This is a genomic window from Hominiventricola sp., from assembly GCF_057604405.1.
In genome coordinates this window covers 143,196-161,993 of record NZ_DBLYVB010000004.1, presented here as the reverse complement: position 1 = coordinate 161,993, position 18,798 = coordinate 143,196, and the positions used below count along the sequence as shown (strand labels likewise).

16 protein-coding genes are annotated in these 18,798 nt (G+C 46.7%); all 16 read left to right on the top strand.

The features are described 5' to 3' along the window. Positions 1-21 precede the first annotated feature (21 nt). The 16 genes from ACZMB2_RS04675 to ACZMB2_RS04600 all read left to right on the top strand — a co-directional run bounded on the left by ACZMB2_RS04675 (position 22) and on the right by ACZMB2_RS04600 (position 18,778). Positions 22-2,319 carry a RelA/SpoT family protein gene (locus ACZMB2_RS04675; protein WP_487595748.1) on the top strand — a complete coding sequence of 766 codons (2,298 nt, stop codon included), beginning with the start codon at positions 22-24 and terminating at the stop codon, positions 2,317-2,319. Between the two features lie 10 nt (positions 2,320-2,329). Then, positions 2,330-2,962 carry an MBL fold metallo-hydrolase gene (locus ACZMB2_RS04670; RefSeq protein ID WP_487595747.1) on the top strand — a complete coding sequence of 211 codons (633 nt, stop codon included), beginning with the start codon at positions 2,330-2,332 and terminating at the stop codon, positions 2,960-2,962. 15 nt (positions 2,963-2,977) lie between these two features. After that, on the top strand, positions 2,978-4,453 hold the full coding sequence (gene hemZ / locus ACZMB2_RS04665) for a coproporphyrinogen dehydrogenase HemZ (protein WP_487595746.1): 1,476 nt from the start codon (positions 2,978-2,980) through the stop codon (positions 4,451-4,453). 109 nt (positions 4,454-4,562) lie between these two features. Beyond that, complete coding sequence (hisS, locus tag ACZMB2_RS04660; protein WP_487595745.1) at positions 4,563-5,813, top strand: histidine--tRNA ligase; 1,251 nt, start codon at positions 4,563-4,565, stop codon at positions 5,811-5,813. A 30-nt stretch (positions 5,814-5,843) separates the two neighbouring features. Then, positions 5,844-7,616, top strand: a complete 1,773-nt coding sequence (gene aspS / locus ACZMB2_RS04655; RefSeq protein WP_487595744.1) for an aspartate--tRNA ligase — start codon at positions 5,844-5,846, stop codon at positions 7,614-7,616. 118 nt (positions 7,617-7,734) lie between these two features. Next, on the top strand, positions 7,735-8,541 hold the full coding sequence (locus tag ACZMB2_RS04650) for a TFIIB-type zinc ribbon-containing protein (protein ID WP_487595743.1): 807 nt from the start codon (positions 7,735-7,737) through the stop codon (positions 8,539-8,541). Beyond that, on the top strand, positions 8,531-9,307 hold the full coding sequence (locus tag ACZMB2_RS04645; protein WP_487595742.1) for a hypothetical protein: 777 nt from the start codon (positions 8,531-8,533) through the stop codon (positions 9,305-9,307). Before ACZMB2_RS04650 ends, ACZMB2_RS04645 begins: the two co-directional genes overlap by 11 nt. Continuing rightward, complete coding sequence (locus ACZMB2_RS04640) at positions 9,297-9,701, top strand: hypothetical protein (protein ID WP_487595741.1); 405 nt, start codon at positions 9,297-9,299, stop codon at positions 9,699-9,701. Before ACZMB2_RS04645 ends, ACZMB2_RS04640 begins: the two co-directional genes overlap by 11 nt. Before the next feature lie 19 nt (positions 9,702-9,720). Beyond that, complete coding sequence (locus ACZMB2_RS04635; protein ID WP_487595740.1) at positions 9,721-10,758, top strand: zinc-dependent alcohol dehydrogenase; 1,038 nt, start codon at positions 9,721-9,723, stop codon at positions 10,756-10,758. 213 nt (positions 10,759-10,971) lie between these two features. Beyond that, entirely contained in the window at positions 10,972-12,351 is a 1,380-nt protein-coding gene (locus ACZMB2_RS04630; protein ID WP_487595739.1) for an ABC transporter substrate-binding protein, read from the top strand. A 78-nt stretch (positions 12,352-12,429) separates the two neighbouring features. Continuing rightward, complete coding sequence (locus ACZMB2_RS04625) at positions 12,430-13,281, top strand: carbohydrate ABC transporter permease (RefSeq protein ID WP_487595738.1); 852 nt, start codon at positions 12,430-12,432, stop codon at positions 13,279-13,281. 1 nt (position 13,282) lies between these two features. Beyond that, positions 13,283-14,125: a carbohydrate ABC transporter permease gene (locus ACZMB2_RS04620; protein WP_118770786.1), complete on the top strand. Its 843-nt coding sequence runs from the start codon at positions 13,283-13,285 to the stop codon at positions 14,123-14,125. Positions 14,126-14,135: 10 nt separating this feature from the next. Beyond that, positions 14,136-15,152 (top strand): LacI family DNA-binding transcriptional regulator, encoded by a 1,017-nt coding sequence (locus tag ACZMB2_RS04615; RefSeq protein WP_487595737.1) that lies wholly within the window; start codon positions 14,136-14,138, stop codon positions 15,150-15,152. A gap of 22 nt (positions 15,153-15,174) precedes the next feature. Then, positions 15,175-16,272, top strand: coding sequence for an ABC transporter ATP-binding protein (locus tag ACZMB2_RS04610; protein ID WP_487595736.1), 1,098 nt, complete (start codon positions 15,175-15,177; stop codon positions 16,270-16,272). A 23-nt stretch (positions 16,273-16,295) separates the two neighbouring features. After that, the gene (malQ, locus tag ACZMB2_RS04605) at positions 16,296-17,789 is read left to right on the top strand and encodes a 4-alpha-glucanotransferase (RefSeq protein WP_487595735.1); all 1,494 of its coding nucleotides are present in this window, start codon (positions 16,296-16,298) and stop codon (positions 17,787-17,789) included. Between the two features lie 146 nt (positions 17,790-17,935). Beyond that, a complete protein-coding gene (locus tag ACZMB2_RS04600; RefSeq protein WP_487595734.1) occupies positions 17,936-18,778 on the top strand; it encodes an aminotransferase class IV in 843 nt (280 codons plus the stop codon). Positions 18,779-18,798: the final 20 nt, after the last annotated feature.

The following is an 18,798-nucleotide window of genomic DNA, read 5'->3' as shown; positions in this document are numbered from 1 at the left end:
TAGAAAAGCGGTGATTGATATATGACGGAAGAACAGGCAAGGGAAGTTCAGGAGGATGACAGAAGTATTAAGAAAATGGAAGATTTTACCAGCCCGGATGAATTGTATCAGGAACTGGTAAAAAGTGTGAAGAAATATCATCCTTCCACAGATCTTACCATGATTGAAAAAGCATATCAGGTGGCGAAGGCCGCCCATAAAGATCAGGTTCGTAAATCCGGAGAACCTTATATCATTCATCCGCTTTGCGTTGGTATTATTCTGGCAGATCTGGAGCTTGATAAGGAGAGTATCGCAGCAGGCCTTCTCCATGATGTGGTGGAGGATACTCCCATGACTACGGAAGATGTGGCACGGGAATTCGGTGATGAGGTGGCCCTCCTGGTAGATGGCGTTACCAAGCTGGGTCAGTTGAGTTATTCTGCGGATAAGGTGGATGAACAGGCGGAGAACCTCCGTAAGATGTTCCTTGCCATGGCGAAGGATATCCGTGTCATTCTGATCAAGCTGGCTGACCGTCTGCATAACATGCGAACGCTGAAATACATGCGTCCGGAGAAGCAGAAGGAAAAGGCGCGGGAGACCATGGATATTTATGCTCCCATCGCCCAGCGGCTTGGTATTTCCAAAGTGAAGATCGAGCTGGATGACCTGGCACTGAAATATCTGGAGCCGGAAGTTTACTACGATCTGGTAGCACAGATTGCAGATAAGAAGAGCGTTCGTGAAAAGTACGTCAAGTCTATTGTGGCGGAAGTCAAGCAGCATATGGATAACGCCAACATTGAGGCGGACGTACAGGGACGTGTGAAACATTTCTTCAGTATTTATAAGAAAATGGTCAATCAGGATAAGACGCTGGATCAGATCTATGATCTGTTTGCCGTGCGCATTCTGGTGGAATCCGTAAAGGACTGTTATGCAGCGCTGGGCGTTATCCACGAAATGTACAAACCCATTCCGGGACGTTTCAAGGATTATATTGCCATGCCGAAGGCCAATATGTACCAGTCCCTTCATACGACGCTGATCGGACCAAAAGGACAGCCCTTTGAGATTCAGATCCGCACGTATGACATGCACCGTACCGCAGAGTACGGTATTGCTGCTCACTGGAAATATAAGGAGAGCGGCGGAAGTAATGAGCAGAATATCGAAGGCAAAAACAGTGCAGAGGCAAAGCTTACCTGGCTTCGTCAGATTCTGGAGTGGCAGCGTGATATGTCCGATAACCGGGAATTCATGAGCCTCTTAAAGAGTGATCTTGACCTGTTCTCTGAGAGCGTGTACTGTTTTACGCCGGGCGGTGACGTGAAGACTCTGCCCAACGGCTCCAACACCATTGACTTTGCCTACAGCATTCACAGTGCGGTTGGAAATAAAATGATTGGTGCCAGAGTTAACGGAAAACTGGTGCCGATTGACTATGTGATTAAAAATGGCGACCGGATTGAGGTCATTACGTCCCAGAACTCTAAGGGGCCGAGCCGCGACTGGCTGAACATTGTCAAGAGTACCCAGGCAAAGAATAAGATCAATCAGTGGTTTAAGACGGAATTCAAGGAAGAGAACATTGTGAAGGGCAAGGAAGTGATTGCCCAGTACTGTAAGATGAAGGGAATTCCGCAGGCACAGGTGGTCAAACCGGAATACCAGGAAAGTGTTCTCCGTAAATACGGCTTCCGCGACTGGGAGTCGGTTCTTGCAGCCATCGGACATGGCGGTCTGAAAGAGGGCCAGGTCGTGAACAAGATGCTGGAAGAGTATGAGAAGGCGAAGAAGAAAGCGGTCACTGATGCGAAGATCATGGAGACCGTCAGTGAGACGAAGGAACAGAAAATCCGCATCAGCAAATCCAAGAGCGGCATTGTGGTTAAGGGTATCGATGATGTGGCAGTACGTTTTTCCAAGTGCTGTAACCCGGTACCGGGAGATGAGATCGTTGGTTTTGTAACCAGAGGCCGTGGAGTGACCATTCACAGAACGGACTGTGTCAATATGTTGCATCTGGCAGAATCCGAGAGAGAGCGCCTGATTGATGCTGAGTGGCAGTCTGGTCTGAAAGCACCTGCAGGTGAAAAATATACAACGGAGATCAAGATCTACGGAAATAACCGTACGGGACTTCTGGTGGATATTTCAAAGACGCTGACGGAGCGGAATATCGATGTTACCGCCATGAATGTAAGAACGAGCAAGCAGGGTACAGCCACCATTACCATCAGCTTTGATATTTCCAGTGTGGAAGAGCTGAACCGGATTATTGACAGGCTGCGTCAGATCGAGAGTGTTCTTGATATTGAACGTTCTGCAAGTTAAGGAGGAAAAGATGCCGAAAGTACATGTTTCCAGAATTACGGTAGGTGAACTGGCGGTAAATTGCTGGTTCCTGGTAAATGAGGATTCAAAGGAAGCTCTGGTATTTGATCCGGGCGATCAGGCGGAGAAGATTGCCGGGTTCGCATCCGAACAGGGTGTCAAAGTGGCGGCCATTTTACTGACCCATGGCCATATTGATCACATGGGCGGCGCGGATGCACTCCGGAAACTGACGGGAGCAAAGGTTTATGCGCTGCAGGAAGAGGAAGACCTTCTTCTGGATGCAAAACAGAATCTGTCGGTTTATATTGCACGGAAAGTAGTAACCTTTGCGCCGGATGAATTTCTTCATGATGGCCAGGAACTGACGCTGGCGGGCATGAAACTGAAGGTATACCACACGCCGGGTCATACGCCGGGGGGAGCTTCTTACTACTGTGCAGAAGCAGGCTGCGTATTTTCCGGAGATACCCTGTTCCACGGATCGGTGGGAAGAACGGATTTCCCAGGAGGAAGTATGTCTGCGATCGTTCGCTCTCTGCGGGAAAAATTGTTCCTGCTTCCTAAGGAGACGGTAGTGTATCCGGGACACGGGGACGAAACAAGCATTGGATATGAAGAAAAATACAATCCATATGCATAAGAAAAAGGATAGAACATGATAGAAGTAATTGTAAACAGACCCAGCTTTGAATATGACATCCATTCTCTGGTAAAAGCATTCTTTCCGCGGGAAGATGTGCAGGTGAGAGTACAGGATACCTTTACGGATGAGACACCGGTTCAGATGACAGTGCACTTTACGGATGAACAGGTGTCATTTTCCGTGACAGAAGATGGATATCCCAAGGAAAGCGGCGAGCAGGTCATTGACTACAGCAACCGGAAAGAGACGAAGAACCATCTGAAGCGTCTGATCTATCGGAAACTTTCAGATTACACCGGGAAAGAGCTTCCCTGGGGAACCCTGACCGGCATCCGACCGACCAAGATTGCCATGGGACTTTTAGAGCAGGGAAAACGCAATGTGGAAATTGCGGAATATATGAGAAATACTTACCTGGCCAGCAAGGAAAAAGTGGCGTTAAGTGTTATGATTGCCAACCGGGAACAGTATGTATTGAGAAATATCGACTATAAGGACGGCTACAGCCTGTATGTGGGAATTCCTTTCTGCCCCAGCATCTGTCTGTACTGTTCTTTTTCTTCCTATCCGCTGGAAAGGTGGCGGAAACGGGTAGATGAGTATCTGGATGCGCTTTGTAAGGAACTGGATTATTTATCCAACCGGTTCCGTTATAAAAAATTAAATACCGTTTACATTGGAGGCGGCACACCTACCACACTGGAGCCGTATCAGTTGGATCGTCTGCTGACCAAGATCCAGAGCTGTTTCGACACAGAACACCTGCAGGAGTTTACGGTGGAAGCAGGCCGTCCGGACAGCATTACCAGAGAGAAGCTGCAGGTACTTCTTGATCATGGCATTGACCGGATTTCCATTAATCCCCAGACTATGAACCAGAAGACACTGGACATTATCGGCAGAAAACATACTGTAGAGCAGATGAAAGACGCTTTCTACCTGGCCCGTGAGATGGGATTTTCGCATATCAATATGGACTTAATCGTAGGACTGCCTGGCGAGACCTATGAGGATGTGGAACATACCATGCAGGAAGTGCAGCGGATGGCGCCGGATAGTGTGACGGTTCATTCTCTTGCCATCAAGCGTGCCGCAAGGCTTAGTCTCTTCAAAGATAAGTATGAAGAGATGGGTTTGAAAAACAACATGCAGATCATGGATATGACCGCCAAATACTGTGCCGAGATGGAATTATCCCCTTATTATCTCTACCGCCAGAAAAATATGGCAGGTAATTTTGAAAATGTTGGTTATGCGAAAGTGGATAAGGCAGGTATCTATAATATCCTGATCATGGAAGAGAAACAGACCATTCTGGCAGCAGGTGCAGGTGCATCCACTAAGGTGGTGCTTCCATCAGACCAGCCGGAAGTTATGGAAAGCCGGATTGAACGATGCGAAAATGTAAAAGACGTCAGCCAGTACATTGAGCGGATCGATGAGATGATCGAACGGAAAGAGAAATTCTTTATAGAGAATGGAATTTGAGAATTCTTGACAGTGACAAAACCGAAACGTATAATAGTCGGTAGGTGTGAGAAAAATCAGCAAAATACAGCTGTTTTCACAATACGTAATACAGAGAGGAACAAGATTTATGCCTTTAAAGAAGAAACCGGTCACCGGTATGAAAGACATTCTGCCCGCAGAGATGCAGGTCAGAGATTATGTTACCGGACTGATTAAAGAAACCTATAAAAGTTTTGGATTTTCTCCGATTGAGACTCCGTGTGTGGAGCATATCGAGAACCTGTGCAGCAAACAGGGCGGAGACAACGAGAAGCTGATCTTCAAGATCATGAAGAGAGGCGAGAAACTGAATCTGGAGACTGCCCAGAGTGAGGCAGATCTGACCGACAGCGGACTTCGGTATGACCTGACGGTGCCACTTTCCAGATTTTATTCCAACAATGCCAACGATCTGCCGACTCCGTTTAAAGCTCTGCAGATGGGCAGCGTATGGAGAGCTGACCGTCCCCAGAGAGGACGTTTCCGTCAGTTCGTTCAGTGTGATATCGATATCCTTGGTGAGCCGACCTGTCTGGCAGAGATCGAGCTGATCCTGGCTACCACCACACTGCTTGGAAAACTGAATTTTAAAGATTTCAAAGTACGTATCAATGAGCGCCGTATCTTAAAAGCAATGGCATCCTACAGTGGATTTACCGAGGATCAGTACGATCAGGTATTCATCATCCTTGACAAGATGGATAAGATCGGCTGGGATGGCGTGAAAGCAGAACTGATTGAGTCCGGCTATCCGGAAGCAAACGTAGAGAAATATGTCACCATGTTCGATGAGATGGAGAAGGCAGAAGATGCACTTGCGTACCTGTCAGAGAAGCTTTCCGGCGTTCTGGAAGAGGATGTGATTGAGAATCTCCGTACCATCCGCACCAGTGTGGAAGCAACCGCTGCTTCCCAGTTCCAGCTGGTATTTGACCCGACTCTGGTTCGTGGCATGTCTTACTACACCGGAACCATCTTTGAGATCGAGATGGCAGAGTTTGGAAGCTCCGTAGCAGGCGGCGGCCGCTATGACAAGATGATCGGAAAATTTACCGGAAAGGATACTCCGGCCTGCGGTTTCTCTATTGGATTTGAGAGAATTATCACGATTCTTATGGAGCAGAATTTCCAGGTACCGGGTACCTCCGGAAAGAAAGCATTCCTGATCGAGAAAAATATGCCTGCGGAGAAACTCTGTGAGGTATTAAAAGAGGCAAAGGCAGAGCGTGAAGCAGGTGCGCAGGTACTTGTGGCTCTGATGAATAAGAATAAAAAATTCCAGAAGGAACAGCTTTCCAAAGAAGGCTACACGGAATTCAAGGAATTTTTCTGCAGATAAGCTGCAGCGAGGAAGAGAGAGGTAAAAAACATGCAGGGAAGAACCCATAACTGCGGAGAGCTGCGTCTTGAGAATGCCGGACAGGAAGTACGTCTGGTAGGCTGGTACGAGAACATCCGTAAAGTAAGTAAGAATTTAGGATTCCTCATTTTAAGAGATTTCTACGGAACGACTCAGATCGTAGTAGAGACTGAGGAGATCATGGATCAGCTGTCTGAGCTGAATTATGAGTCTACCATTCAGGTAGATGGTGTCGTTCGTGAGAGAAGCAGCAAGAATGCAAAGCTTCCGACCGGAGACATTGAAGTAGTGCCGACGAAGATTGAAGTGCTGGGTAAATGCCGTTACAACGAACTGCCCTTCCAGATCAACCATTCCAAAGAGGCTGACGAGAATATCCGTCTGAAATACCGTTATCTGGATCTCCGCAATCCGGAGGTAAAAAGCAAAATCGTTCTGAGAAGCAAGATCGTGGCTGACCTTCGTCAGAGCATGACTGCTCATGATTTCATGGAGATCACCACCCCGATTCTGACCTGCTCTTCTCCGGAGGGAGCAAGAGATTATCTGGTACCCTCCAGAAATCATCCGGGCAAGTTCTATGCACTGCCCCAGGCTCCGCAGCAGTTCAAACAGCTTCTGATGGCTTCCGGATTTGACCGTTATTTCCAGATTGCTCCGTGTTTCCGTGATGAGGATGCCAGAGCAGACCGTTCTCCGGGAGAGTTCTATCAGCTGGATATGGAGATGGCATTCGCAAGCCAGGAGGATGTATTTGCAGTCCTTGAGGATGTACTGCCGCCGATCTTCTCCAAATACGGCATTTACAAAGAGGCTTCCAAACCGCCATTCAAGAGAATTCCGTATCTGGAAGCAATGGATAAATACGGTTCCGATAAACCGGACCTTCGTATCAGCCTGTTAGTGCAGGATGCAACCGAGGTACTGGCTGACTGTGGATTTGGACCTTTTGAAGGAAAGACGGTAAAAGCAATCGTAGCTCCTGAGTTCAAGGGTACGAGAAAAGTCATTGATAAACTGTGTGCAGATGTAGAAGTACAGAGCGGACAGAAAGCATACTGGTTCCGACTGGATGAAAAGATGGAACTGGTAGGCGGCATCTCCAAGTTCCTGCAGGATAAGAAAGATGCAGTAGTAGCAGCTCTCGGACTGAAGGCAGGAGATTTCGTAGGTCTGACTGCAGGCGACTTAAAGACTGCTCAGAAGACTGCCGGCGTGCTCAGAAAGATGCTGGGTGCATCTTCCGATGCTTATATGAAGAAGGATTGCTATGAGTTCTGCTGGATCGTAGACTTCCCGATGTACGAGATCGGTGAGGAGTCCGGCGAGCTGGAGTTCTGCCATAATCCGTTCTCTATGCCTCAGGGTGGACTTGACGCTCTGGAAAACCAGAATCCGCTGGATATTCTGGCATATCAGTATGATCTGGTATGTAACGGCGTTGAGCTTTCTTCCGGTGCTGTTCGTAACCACGATCCGGAGATTATGGTCAAAGCATTTAACATCGTTGGTCTTGGCGAGGAGGATGTGAAAGCAAAATTCCCGGCTATGTACAATGCATTCTGCTACGGAGCACCGCCCCACGCTGGTATCGCTCCTGGTGTAGACCGTATGGTGATGCTCATTGCAGGAGAGGAAAGCATCCGTGAGATCATTCCGTTCCCGATGAACAAGAATGCACAGGATGTTATGATGGGAGCACCGGCAGAAGTTGAGGAAAGACAGCTTCGCGACGTGCATATCCAGATTGTCAAAGAAGAAAAAGAAAAAACAGAAGAGTAATTCTAAAAAAATCCGCAGAACCGGACATCCGGGGCTGCGGATTTTTATTGTGTTCCCACTTGTTGTAACGTATAATAAAACTATCGTAATGACATAAAATCGGGGGAGGATACAAAAGGTGATCAAATGTCAGAACTGTGGTGCCGACATCGAAGAACTGGTGCCGCGCTGTCCCTACTGCGGGGCTATGAATGAACCGGGTGCAGAGCATAAATATATGCAGGATTTATATAAACTGAAGGATGACCTTGAAGATCTGGGAGAGATGCCTCAGGAGGAGATTTCCGACGAAGTAAAAACCCATGCAAAATTTACCGGAAAAGCATTTGGGATGATTGTACTGATTGCTCTGTTGCTGGTGGGAATTTTCCTTTTCTTACAGTTTTCTGGTGATCTGATCTGGAAAGCGCATGAAGTCATTACCCATACGAGATCCGCAGATATGAGGGAGCAGATGCAATGGGAGCGTAAATATTTCCCACAGCTGGATGCCTGGTATGAAGAAGAAAATTATGAGGCAATTCAGAATTTCTTCAATGAAACGGATGAGGCGGCAGATGGAATCCAGTACAATTACTCCAACTGGGAACACTGGGGACTCATGGCCTTCTATGACCCCTGGCGAGAATGCATGGATCTGTGGGAACGGACAAAAAATGGAGGAGAAACCTATTTCTATGAGTTTCAGAGTGCCCTTTATGATGCGCTGACCATGAGCTATGACCGGGAACTTTTTCCGCTGAAGGATGAGAAGGACCGTGAGCAGGCAGATGCCTGGATCGCAGATGCGGATGCATTTGTAAAAGAGGTATATGACATGGATGAGCAGGAAATTCAGGATCTGAAAGCAAAAGCAGAGAAAGAGGGATTCCTGAATTATAAAGTAATCTATCAGTACGTGGAGGAAAATAAGAGTGAAATGTAATTACTGTGGGGCGGATCTGACGATGGAAGATGAGGTATGTCCTTTTTGTCATAATCCGAATCCGTATTATGTAAAGCACCGGGAAGACATGCACCGGTATGAGCAGGATTATCAGGAGACCAAGAGTGACGTCTATGAGACAGCGGGAAAGACCAGCCGGAAAGCGACACAGATTGCGATTCTGGCAGTGCTGGGAGGGCTTTTCCTTGGGACAGTTGTGCTGAATACCAATATCTGGACTGTGGAGCGAATGATTCAGCGTCATAAAATCCGAAATAATATTTCCACCCATCTTGCGAAGCTTGACCAGTATCTTGCGGAAGAGGACTGGGCTTCCTTCACCGATTATATCGACATGAATCAGCTGTATTATTCCGGCATCGATGAACTGGAAGATTATCGGTATTTCCGACAGCTGGCAGACGATTATAATTACATTTATGAATCCTGCATGCATCTGGTGGATTATGAAAACCTGGATGAAGATGAATATTATTACTATACACCGGATTATTCCCTGGAACAGATTGCAGACAGCCTGAAACATATGTATGACTTTGTGAAAAAAGATGAATATTCTACCTATTATGAAGTTTATCAGGCCCATCGGGACTGGTGTGATCCTATCCTTACAGAGGCGGAGGAATTAGTACAGGCTTATGTAGGTGTAGACAGTGAAGTGATCGAGTCCGGACAGATCCGAGAGATGTCCAGGACCAAGCTGGTGGTATTACTGGAAAGGAGCTACAACAAGGATGAATCGTAAACTATTTCGGGTGATTACCGTAGTACTGGCGGTACTGATTGTAGGGCAGCTTCTGAATCTGGCACTTCAGATTCACAGCGATGTATATCATTACAGTTATGATGAAGATACCTTTCTCTATACGATCCAGGATGGCAGGTATTCGGAACTGCCTGAGAAGAAGCGCAGGAATGAGATGGAACACGTAAAAGCAGATGCGCAGCTTCAGGAGTGCTATGCAGTGGCAGATTATTATGAGGCGGCATCTATATACTATATGTACCTGCAGAATGGTGATGCGGAAAAGAGCCGGAAAGCACAGACCGATATGAAAACTGCACAGTCCGCCATGGGTGAGCTGGAATATTGTGCGGCAGAGATTGATTCTTATTTTGTAAACTATTTTAATCATTAATAAAATCAGGAGGGTTGCAATGATGAAGGGTTTAGTAATCTGGAAGGATGGACATGCAAGTCTGGAGGAAATGAAAAAGCCGGAAATTAGTGAATACCAGGCACTGGTCCGGGTGACAGCCGGAGCTTTATGCGGTACCGACAAGGAAATCATACATGATGTCCTGAAGGGATTTCATAATTATCCCACGGTGCTTGGCCATGAAGGAGTGGGGATTGTAGAGACAGTCGGAAGCAAAGTGAAAAATTTTGCTGTAGGCGATAAAATCGTTCTTCCATTTCTGGATGATGGGGAAGATTTCTATTCCACCTGGGGAGCTTTTGCAGAATACGCAGTTATTGGCGACGCTGAGGCTATGATGGAAGATGGACATACGGTTGGTGACGGTGTCCTGACAGAAGGTAATCTGGCACAAAAGAAAATCCCGCAGGAATTTGATGATGTGGAAGCAGCCATGATCGTGACTTATCGGGAAGTGTATTCTACCATGAAACGTCTGGGGTTCCGAAAAGGAAAAAGCCTGGTAATCTATGGTGCAGGACCGGTGGGTCTGGTATTTATTACCCTGGCTAAATATATGGGACTTTCTCCGATCATCAGTGTGGACCATACAGAGAAAAAACTGGAATCAGCCAGAACATGTGGTGCGGATTATACGCTGAATTTTGATCAGTGCAATGTAATGGAAGAGGTACTGAAAATCCTTCCGGATAAAGCAGATATGATTCTGGATGCAGCCGGTATTCCCTCATTGATCAATCAGAATCTGAAGCTGGTAAAGAACTTTGGTGATGTATGTATTTATGGGGAAACTGCAAAGGGCGAGCATCTCATTAACTGGGAAGAAGCACCCTTCTGCTTTAATCTGCGCTTTGCCCAGTGGCCGTCAAAGGCAGAAGAAGCATCGGTGCATGATGAGATTATAGAGCTTATGAAGCAGGGCGTACTGAAAGGCTCCAATTATATATCTGATGTGTTTGACTTTAAAGACAGCGTAGAGGCAATTGAATATTTCAAAGCAAAGAAAAATAAAGGAAAAATTGCCATTCGTTTCTAAAATTCACCTGTCAGATGATGAATCCACCGGTCATTTCCATTGATATTTGCTGCTTATATAGTAATATCGCACAAAAACAAGAGACTAAAATATGCACTTATGACGAAAATATCAATGACCGACAGAATTTACTTGCATTTATTGCAGAAAAGATCTATTATAGATGCATAAGAACTGGAAACGTTTCCAGAAAATAAACGGGAGGATTTCAATATGAAGAGAAAATTAGTAGCAATGACTATGGCATGCACACTGGCAGCTACCGCACTGACTGGATGCGGCGGTTCCTCAGACGGAGGAAGCAGCGCAGCAGACACCAAGACTGACAGTGCAGCAGCTGAGACCACAACTGACAGTGCAGCAGCTGAGACCACAGCATCTGATGCAGAAGGCTCTGTTTATTACCTGAACTTCAAACCGGAGCAGGATCAGCAGTGGCAGGATCTGGCAAAAGCTTACACCGAAGAGACCGGCGTACCGGTAACCGTTGTAACAGCAGCTTCCGGAAACTATGAGACAACCCTGATGAGTGAGATGGGCAAGAGCGGTGCTCCGACTCTGTTCCAGGTAAACGGACCTGTTGGACTGGCAAACTGGAAAGATTACTGCTACGATCTGGCAGGATCTGATATTTACAGCCAGCTGACCAGCGACAGCTACGCATTAAAAGAAGGCGACACCGTATACGGAATCGCATATGTAATCGAGTCCTACGGACTGATCGTAAATAAAACCTTACTTCAGACTGCAGGCTACACCATCGACGACATTCAGTCCTTCGATGATCTGAAGAAAGTAGCAGAGGATATCACCGCAAGATCTTCTGAGCTTGGCTTCGCAGCATTTACTTCCGCTGGTATGGATGGATCTTCTGACTGGAGATTCAAGACCCATCTGGCAAACCTGCCGATCTACTTTGAGTATCAGGCAGATGGCATTGACAGTACAGATGCAATCAAAGGAACCTATCTTGATAACTACCGCAATATCTGGGATCTGTACATCAACAACAGCACCTGTGATCCGTCCGAGCTTTCTGCAAAGACCGGTGATGACTCCAGAAACGAATTCCTTGCAGGCGAGGCAGTATTCTTCCAGAATGGTTCCTGGGAGTATGGAAACCTGACAGCAGATGGAGCTCTTACAGATGATGATCTCGCTATGATCCCGATCTATATCGGAGTTGGCGATGAGGCTAATCAGGGACTGTGTACCGGTACTGAGAACTACTGGTGTGTAAACAATCAGGCAGACGAGGCTGACATTCAGGCAACTCTGGACTTCATGAACTGGTGTGTAACCTCTGATCTTGGAACCAAGACCATGGCAGATGATATGGGATTTGTAATTCCGTTCAAGGGTGCTCAGGAATCTCAGAACCTGTTCGTAAAACAGGATACAGAGTACACTGCAGCAGGCAAGACTCCGGTATCATGGAACTTCACTACCATGCCGTCTGAAGAGTGGAAGAACGGCTTAGGCCAGGCACTTACCGCTTACGCAGCAGATGAAACTGATGCAAACTGGGACGCTGTTGTATCTGCATTCGTAGATGGATGGGCAACAGAGTATCAGCTGGCAAACGGACAGTAAGACCACACATCATATGATAAAAAGGGGCGGGCAAGAGACTTGCCTGCCCTTTTTACGCCTTGAAAGGAGAGTGGCTTTATGGAAAAAGCAATCAAACGGTATTCGCCGGTCTTCGTATTGCCTACATTACTGGCATTTATGATCGGCTTTATCATTCCGTTTATTCAGGGACTGTATCTGTCCTTCTGTCAGTTTACGACAGTAAATAATGCAACGTTTACGGGTCTGTCAAACTATCAGGGCGCGCTGGCAGATAGTTCTTTTCTTTCATCTTTTAAATTTACCGTAATGTTTGCGGTGGCATCCATTGTACTTATCAATGTAATTGCATTTGCTCTGGCATTGCTTCTGACCAGACAGTTGAAAGGAACCAATGTGTTCCGTACTATTTTCTTTATGCCGAATCTGATCGGTGGAATCGTGCTGGGCTATATCTGGCAGATTCTGATTAATTGTATTCTGTCCATCGTAGGACAGCCGCTTCTGGCACTGAACAGTTCCGCGGGATACTGGGGACTGATTATTCTTATGTGCTGGCAGCAGATCGGTTATATGATGATCATTTATATCGCCGGTCTTCAGAATGTATCCGATGATCTCATCGAGGCAGCAGCCATTGACGGAGCGTCTCCCTGGGAGACCTTATGGAAGGTAAAACTTCCTATGGTTATGCCGTCTATCACGATCTGTGTATTCCTGACACTGACCAACTCCTTCAAACTCTTTGACCAGAACCTGGCGTTGACCGGTGGTGATCCGAACCACATGACGGAGATGATGGCGCTGAATATTTATCAGACGTTTTATGCAAGGGCCGGAGCCCAGTGGAAGGGACTTGGACAGTCCAAGGCAGTATTGTTCTGCCTGCTGGTCATTGTCATTTCCATGATTCAGCTGAAAGCAACGCGTTCAAAGGAGGTGCAGCAGTAAGATGGGAAAAAAGAAAAAAATTGCAGACCGCATCTGGACTGTTGTATTAACCATCCTGGCGCTTCTGTATGTATATCCGATCATTATGATCCTTTTTAACTCGCTGAAAAAAGAGACGACCATCACTACGGCAGGTGCATTTACTTTGCCGACGGCGGATGGGTTTGCAGGACTTGAAAACTATGTAAATGCCATTGCATCCAAAGGATTTTTACAGAGCCTTGGATACAGCCTTCTGATTACCCTTACATCCGTTGTGGCAATTCTCATTTGTTGCTCCATGTGTGCCTGGTATATCACGAGGGTGAAGGGTGTGATCTCCCAGGGACTTTACTTCCTGTTTGTATTTTCCATGGTTGTACCCTTCCAGATGGTTATGTTTACCCTTTCCCAGACAGCAGATCGGCTGAAGCTCAATACGCCGTGGAATATCTGGGTCATCTATCTGGGGTTTGGTGCAGGACTTGCGGTCTTCATGTTTGCGGGATTCATGAAATCCATTCCGTTGGAAATTGAAGAGGCAGCTATGATTGACGGCTGCAATCCGATCCAGACCTTCTTCCTGATTGTGCTTCCGATTCTGAAGCCGACCATGGTTTCTGTAGGAATTCTGGAGGCTATGTGGGTATGGAATGATTACCTCCTGCCGACGCTGGTACTGGATATTAAGAGTTATAAGACCATCCCGATGTTGATCCAGTATTTCCGTGGAAGCTACGGAAAGGTTGAGATGGGACCGATGATGGCCAGCATTATGTTAACTGTCATCCCGATCGTTATTGTTTATCTGGTTGGCCAGAAACATATTATTAAAGGAGTAGCCGCAGGAGCTGTAAAAGGCTAAACAAGTACCTATGACAATCAAAGATATTGCAAAAGAATCCGGATATGCGGTGGGAACCGTATCCCGTGTACTTAACAATCATCCGGATGTGTCAGAAAAAGCACGGAAGACCATTATGGAGGTGGTGGAGAAACACCACTTCAAACTGAATAACAATGCCAAGCATCTGAAGCAGCAGGCCAGCAGCGGAATTGCCATTATTGTCAAAGGTTCCCAGAATATGCTGTTTGCTTCCATTGTGGAGCGGCTGCAGGGACTGATTGAGGAAAAAGATTTTGCCTGCTTCATCTATTACATTGGTGAGGAAGAAAATGAGGTCGAACAGGCGGAAAGTGTCTGTCTGGAACGGCATCCGAAAGGGATCCTGTTTCTGGGAAGTAATCTGAAGTTCTTTCAGGAGCGGTTTGCACGAATTGACGTTCCCTGCGTTCTGGTTACCAACTCAGCGGAGCAGCTTCATTTTCGGAATCTCTCCAGTGTCAGCACGGATGATGCGAAGGGAGCCGAAGCAGCGGTGGAGTACCTGATGAATCTGGGCCATAAGAATATCGGCATCTTAGGAGGCCGTATGGAAAAATCCCATGCCGCTTACACCAGATGTGTAGGATGTGCGGATGCATTCCAGAAGCACAAAATGGCATTTGACCGGAAAAAACAGTATGAACCAGCACTCTTTTCCATGGAAGAAGGGTACCGCGCCATGAATGCACTGCTTGATCGGATGCCGGATTTGACAGCGGTATTTGCCATGGCGGATGTACTGGCTATGGGAGCAATCCGGGCAATCTGTGACAGAGGCCTGAAAGTGCCGGAAGACATTTCAGTCATAGGATTTGATGGAATTGAACTTGGAAATTATCTCACTCCCAGGCTGACCACGATTCGTCAGGACAGAGAACGGATCGCAGACAGGAGCATGGAGATTCTGCTCTCCTGCATGGACGAGGAACAGGAGGAAGAACTGGCGGCAGTGCATGAGCTGCTTCCATTTGATCTTGTGATGAGAGAAAGTGCAGTAAAGGTTTGAGCAGAATAAGGAGGAAAAAAAGATGGCAGATATTACATTTAAGCATGTAAAGAAAGTATATGATAAAGGTAATGTGGTAGTTCCGGATCTTAATCTGGAAATTAAAGATAAAGAGTTTATTGTGCTGGTAGGACCGTCCGGATGTGGAAAATCTACCACGCTTCGTATGATTGCCGGTCTGGAGGAAGTATCCGATGGAGAGCTTTACATTGGCGACCGTCTGGTAAATAATGTGGCACCCAAGGACAGGGACATTGCCATGGTATTCCAGAGCTATGCTCTGTATCCGCATATGACCGTGTATAAAAATATGGCGTTTGCACTGGAATTAAGAAAAACGCCGAAGGATGAAATCGATAAAAAGGTACATGAAGCAGCAAAGATTCTTGGACTGGAAGAGTATCTGGACCGGAAACCGAAGGCACTCTCCGGTGGGCAGAGACAGCGTGTGGCACTGGGACGTGCCATGGTAAGAAATCCTTCCGTATTCCTTCTCGATGAGCCGCTGTCCAACCTGGATGCGAAGCTCCGTACTGAGATGAGAAGCCAGATCGCAGCGCTTCACAAACGTCTCCAGACGACCTTTGTCTATGTTACCCATGACCAGACGGAAGCTATGACCATGGGCGACCGCATTGTGGTTATGAAAGACGGAATTATCCAGCAGGTGGATACACCGCAGGCACTTTATAACTATCCGTGCAATAAGTTTGTAGCAGGATTTATCGGTTCTCCGCAGATGAACTTCCTGAACGCAAAAGTGGAGAAAAACGGCGATAGCTATGCACTTGCTTTTGGTGAGCACCGGATTCCGCTTAAGAAGCCGGAGCTGGAAGCTTACGTAGGCAAAGAAGTAATTCTTGGTATCCGGCCGGAAGATATTCATGCAGAAGAATCCTTCTTAAGCATTTCTGAGGCATCCAACATTGAGGCCAATGTAGATCTGGCAGAGATGATGGGCTCGGAGATTTATCTTTATCTGACCTGCGCCGGACAGAATCTGGTGGCAAGAGTGCCGTCCCGCACGGGCATCAAAGCAGAGGATCATGTAAAACTGGCGTTGGATACAAATAAGATCCATGTATTTGATGCAGAGACAGAAGAGATTATCTGTCATTAATAAAAAATTCAGAGGAGGAAATCATGATGAAGGAAAAAAGCAGTGGGGTCCTGATGCATATTTCTTCGCTGCCTTCTGAATATGGAATTGGTACGATGGGCGTGGAAGCCAGAAAGTTTGTGGACTTTCTGGAAGCTGCCGGTCAGAGTTACTGGCAGATGCTGCCCATCTGCCCCACCAGTTACGGAGATTCCCCTTATCAGTCTTTCTCTACTTACGCAGGAAATCTGTATTTTATTGATCTTGATCTGCTGTGTGAGCAGGGACTGCTGTTCCCGGAAGAATATAAGGAGCGGGACTGGGGAAATGATCCGAAGCAGGTGGATTATGGAAAGATCTATGAGAGCCGGTATCCGGTGCTCCGAAAAGCGGCAGAACGATTTGCTGAGCAGATACCGGAAAGCTATGAGACATTCTGCCGGAATAACGCATACTGGCTTGATGACTATGCTCTGTTTATGGCGCTGAAGGAAGTACATGACGGTAAACCATGGCAGGAATGGGAGCCGGAACTGCGAAACAGAGATAAAAAAGTGCTGGACCTGGTGCTCCTGCAGTACATGAAGAAAATACAGTTCTGGAAGATCATGCAGTATCTGTTTTTTGAACAGTGGAAAGCACTCAGAACCTATGCAAATGAGCATGGAGTGAAGATCATTGGAGACCTTCCCATCTATGTGTCATTGGACAGCGTAGATGTGTGGGCACATCCGGAACTGTTTCAGCTGGACGGAGATAAAGTGCCAAGAGAAGTGGCAGGATGTCCGCCGGATGGATTTTCCGCAGACGGACAGCTGTGGGGCAATCCCCTTTTTGACTGGGATTATATGGAAAAGGACGGATACAGCTGGTGGGTAGCCAGAATTCAGTATCTGTGCAATGTTTACGATATGCTGCGGATTGATCATTTCCGTGGATTTGATTCCTATTTTGCTATTCCTTATGGCGATGCCAACGCCCAGAGAGGACATTGGAAACAGGGACCCGGAATGGATTTGTTTTCTACCGTGGAGCAGAAGATCGGCAAGCAGAACATTATGGCAGAAGATCTCGGCTATATGACAGATTCGGTAAAAAAATTATTGTCAGACAGTGGTTTCCCTGGTATCAAGCTGCTTCAGTTCGCATTTGATAGCCGGGATGGCGGCGGAGATATGTACCTGCCGGAAAATTACCCGGAAAATTGCGTGGCTTATACAGGAACCCATGATAATGACACATCCGTAGGCTGGGTGACTTCCGCAGAACCGGAAGATGTGAAACAAGCGTTTCGTTACCTGCATACAGACACCGCGGAAGAGATCAACTGGAAGATGATGCGGGCCATCTGGGAGAGCGCTGCAGGACTTACCATTGTGCAGGCCCAGGATCTTCTGGGACTAGGAAGCTGGTCACGGATGAATACTCCATCTACAGTAGGAAAAAACTGGAAATGGAGGGCACTGAAAGGCAGTTTCACGTCGGAATTGTCTGAAAAAATCCAAAATGAGATTAAAATTTACGGAAGATGCAGGTAAATGCTATAAATTTTACATTGACTTTTGAATGAAAGATCGTATAATTAGTTCCATCAATATAAGAACAAGCGAAAAACGATGGCGTTTTCCCGAAGAGGAAACTGCCATCGTTTTTTATTTGTTCGAAAACGATGGAGGAGATAGCTATGAAAACACTAGGTTATTACAATGGAAAATTTGGTGAACTGGATGAGATGACAGTCCCGATGAATGACAGAGTATGCTGGTTCGGTGATGGTGTGTATGATGCAGGTCCTGCACGAAATTATAAAATTTTTGCCATTGATGAGCATATCGACCGATTCTTTAACAGCGCCGGACTTCTGGATATGAAGATGCCGGTAACCAAGCAGGAATTAAAAGATCTCCTTCAGGAAATGGTAAATAAGATGGATACGGGCAATCTGTTTGTATATTATCAGCTGACCAGAGGAACCGGGATCCGGAATCACGTATTTACAGAAGGTCCTGGAAATCTCTGGATCATGCTGAAACCGGCTGAGATTTCCGATGGAATGAAACCCATCAAACTGATCAGCACGGAAGATACCAGATTCTTCCACTGTAATATTAAAACCCTGAACCTGATCCCATCTGTTATGGCAGCTGAGAAGGCTAAGAAAGCCGGAGCAGATGAAACAGTATTCTACAGACCGGGCGGAAGGGTTACAGAATGCGCCCACAGCAACTGCCATATTATAAAAGATGGCAAGCTGATTACCGCACCGACCGATAATCTGATTCTTCCGGGTATTGCAAGAGCTCATCTGATCCGGATGTGTAAGAAACTGGAGATTCCGGTAAGTGAAACTCCATACACGCTGGATGAAATGTACAATGCAGATGAGGTTCTGGTGACCAGTTCCAGTAACCTGTGTCTCCATGCAAATGAACTGGACGGCAGACCGGTAGGCGGAAAGGCACCGGAACTTCTGGAAAAGATCCGGGCCGCACTGATCGACGAATTTACAGAGGCTACAGCAATATAAAAGCAGGCCGTGGAAAGGAG

Coding starts and splice junctions, on each gene's coding strand:
- ACZMB2_RS04675 (WP_487595748.1), top strand. CDS start 22: ATGACGGAAGAACAGGCAAGGGAAGTTCAGGAGGATGACAGAAGTATT.
- ACZMB2_RS04600 (WP_487595734.1), top strand. CDS start 17,936: ATGAAAACACTAGGTTATTACAATGGAAAATTTGGTGAACTGGATGAG.
- ACZMB2_RS04670 (WP_487595747.1), top strand. CDS start 2,330: ATGCCGAAAGTACATGTTTCCAGAATTACGGTAGGTGAACTGGCGGTA.
- ACZMB2_RS04615 (WP_487595737.1), top strand. CDS start 14,136: ATGACAATCAAAGATATTGCAAAAGAATCCGGATATGCGGTGGGAACC.
- malQ (WP_487595735.1), top strand. CDS start 16,296: ATGATGAAGGAAAAAAGCAGTGGGGTCCTGATGCATATTTCTTCGCTG.
- hemZ (WP_487595746.1), top strand. CDS start 2,978: ATGATAGAAGTAATTGTAAACAGACCCAGCTTTGAATATGACATCCAT.
- ACZMB2_RS04640 (WP_487595741.1), top strand. CDS start 9,297: ATGAATCGTAAACTATTTCGGGTGATTACCGTAGTACTGGCGGTACTG.
- ACZMB2_RS04610 (WP_487595736.1), top strand. CDS start 15,175: ATGGCAGATATTACATTTAAGCATGTAAAGAAAGTATATGATAAAGGT.
- ACZMB2_RS04625 (WP_487595738.1), top strand. CDS start 12,430: ATGGAAAAAGCAATCAAACGGTATTCGCCGGTCTTCGTATTGCCTACA.
- aspS (WP_487595744.1), top strand. CDS start 5,844: ATGCAGGGAAGAACCCATAACTGCGGAGAGCTGCGTCTTGAGAATGCC.
- ACZMB2_RS04620 (WP_118770786.1), top strand. CDS start 13,283: ATGGGAAAAAAGAAAAAAATTGCAGACCGCATCTGGACTGTTGTATTA.
- hisS (WP_487595745.1), top strand. CDS start 4,563: ATGCCTTTAAAGAAGAAACCGGTCACCGGTATGAAAGACATTCTGCCC.
- ACZMB2_RS04630 (WP_487595739.1), top strand. CDS start 10,972: ATGAAGAGAAAATTAGTAGCAATGACTATGGCATGCACACTGGCAGCT.
- ACZMB2_RS04635 (WP_487595740.1), top strand. CDS start 9,721: ATGATGAAGGGTTTAGTAATCTGGAAGGATGGACATGCAAGTCTGGAG.